The 1,992-nt window shown below is 39.6% G+C and carries 1 protein-coding gene and 1 pseudogene; both read left to right on the forward strand.

The window, feature by feature from the left end:
* Positions 1–1,080, forward strand: a pseudogene (locus LKD41_RS15450) (hypothetical protein); the annotation flags it as partial.
* Between the two features lie 117 nt (positions 1,081–1,197).
* A complete protein-coding gene (locus tag LKD41_RS15455) occupies positions 1,198–1,413 on the forward strand; it encodes a hypothetical protein (protein ID WP_055147993.1) in 216 nt (71 codons plus the stop codon).
* Positions 1,414–1,992: the final 579 nt, after the last annotated feature.

Genomic DNA, 1,992 nt, shown 5'->3' on the forward strand with positions numbered 1-1,992 from the left:
TGTGAAGCGGAACAGAACCTAAAGGATGCAGCGGAAGAACGTGAGACGCAGGGAGTGTGGAAGACCGTTGCCGGAGTCGTATTGGTTGGTGTTGGGGTGGCATGTATTATTGCAACTGCAGGTGCAGCGTCGCCCATTGTTGCAGCGGTTGGAGTAGCTATGGAAACCGGAATGACTATTTATGGAGTCGCAGATTCTGCGGAAGGTGCCCAGGATATTTATTATGGAAGCATCGGAGATATTGACAGTACCGCAGTAAATGACTTAAAAGATGTGGTATTCCAAGGAAATGAGGAAGCATATTATCTGACAGAAAGTGTCTTTGCATTTGCAGCATCCGCAATGATTCCAATCGGTCAGGCGGCCTCAGCAGGAAACCTGACATTTAGGAGTGGAGCAACAATCGTTGCAAAAGAAGGGATTGCAACAGCAGCAGGTGCAGGAGCCCAGAAATGTACGACGGATTTAACCGGAAACCAGACAGCAGGAATGATAGCAGGTATGGAAGCAAGTATGGCAACTGCGCAAGGACTGAATGGAATTGAAGCAGGAGCGAAGAAACTGGCGAAACCGAAGCTTGGAGATGTGGGAACTGACGGTGGCGCAGTATTAAATGATGCGGATGTGGGTTCGGCTGTAAAGGGTGGTAGATATTCGAACTTAGGTAATATGTCATTTGAGGATGGAAAGCAATATTCATCGTGGAGTAAACTTAGAGAAGAGGGATTGTCACTTGAACAAGTAGAAAAAATAAAAGGCACACCAAAGGGACAGAAACCATTACCAGAAACTTATTTGAGTGAGGAATATATTAATAATCATCTAAATTCATTCAAGAAAAGTGGTGCGGTAAAAATAATGCCAAGTGAGCCATCAGGAACAATTGGTGGTAAAGGTGGTACATTTGTAATGTCTGGGGATGAACTAAGTGAAATAATTCGAAACGCAGATGGGGATGTGGCTAAAATAGAAAGTGTTTTGGGATTAGACAAAGGATATTTAGGAAGTAATCCTGTTATAGTGACAATTCAGGACACATCTAGTTTAAGACTTCCATCTGGCAATGAATTAGGTGCATGACCGGAATACTGGGAACCAGGCGGCTATACAAGTGGTGGAATAAAAGAAGCAGTTATTAATCCGGCGAAAGAAGGAACATATACATATAAACATTTATTTGAATAGAGGTGCTTTAAAATGAAGTTAATTATAGAAGATGAGGGTATTAGTCTACTGGAAAACAAAGGGCAATATTATCTTCAGTATGATGCAGGAGCGCATATGATAAAGAAAAAAAGAATTGAAATTACAAATGAAGAGGCGGAGTTATGCCAATTAGATGTTGAAGAAATGTATAATCTTATTTTGCAATATCAAAATGATGGTGTATATGGTGAAGATGTAGTTGAATAAAATATATAAATTTAATTATGGTTATACTTTAGGACTCCAAAACCCTTAACTCAAAAAGCTATTTTACTCTCTGTCTGTTCACGAAGTGAATGACATACAGAGATTAATAATAGCTTTTTGTCATTTACCTAAAGGGGAAAGGACTCCTTATGGCGAAATTTGCCCTCAGGTATACAAAAGGATTTGTCTGACATTTTATTTCTAAGGTACTGTAAAACATTGATTTTACTGACTTGTTTCAAGTTGGTGTTTTCATTCTTACACAGAACTATTGTTTGATGAAATCAAAATGACACACAGAATATGGACTCTATGCTGGAGTTTATAAGGTCTATTTTGATAGCAAGAACAGGAAGTCCTGCTATATCAGTAACTAATTATCAGGCTGATAAAATTAGATACCAATGTTTATGCATCCAAGGTACATTCTTTTTCAACGGTATCCGGTGAGGTAGAAGGAAAACAGCTTACAGTTCCGGATTTAAATGTATCAATGGATGCTATGACAGCGTACCGGGCAGGCTTTTCACAGTTAATTGGTCTGATGAGTTATTATCAGAGCCTCCTGACGCAGGATGC

Origin of the sequence: Roseburia sp. CLA-AA-H209, from assembly GCF_020687575.1 — a bacterium.
Classification (GTDB): Bacteria; Bacillota; Clostridia; order Lachnospirales; family Lachnospiraceae; genus Roseburia_C; species Roseburia_C amylophila.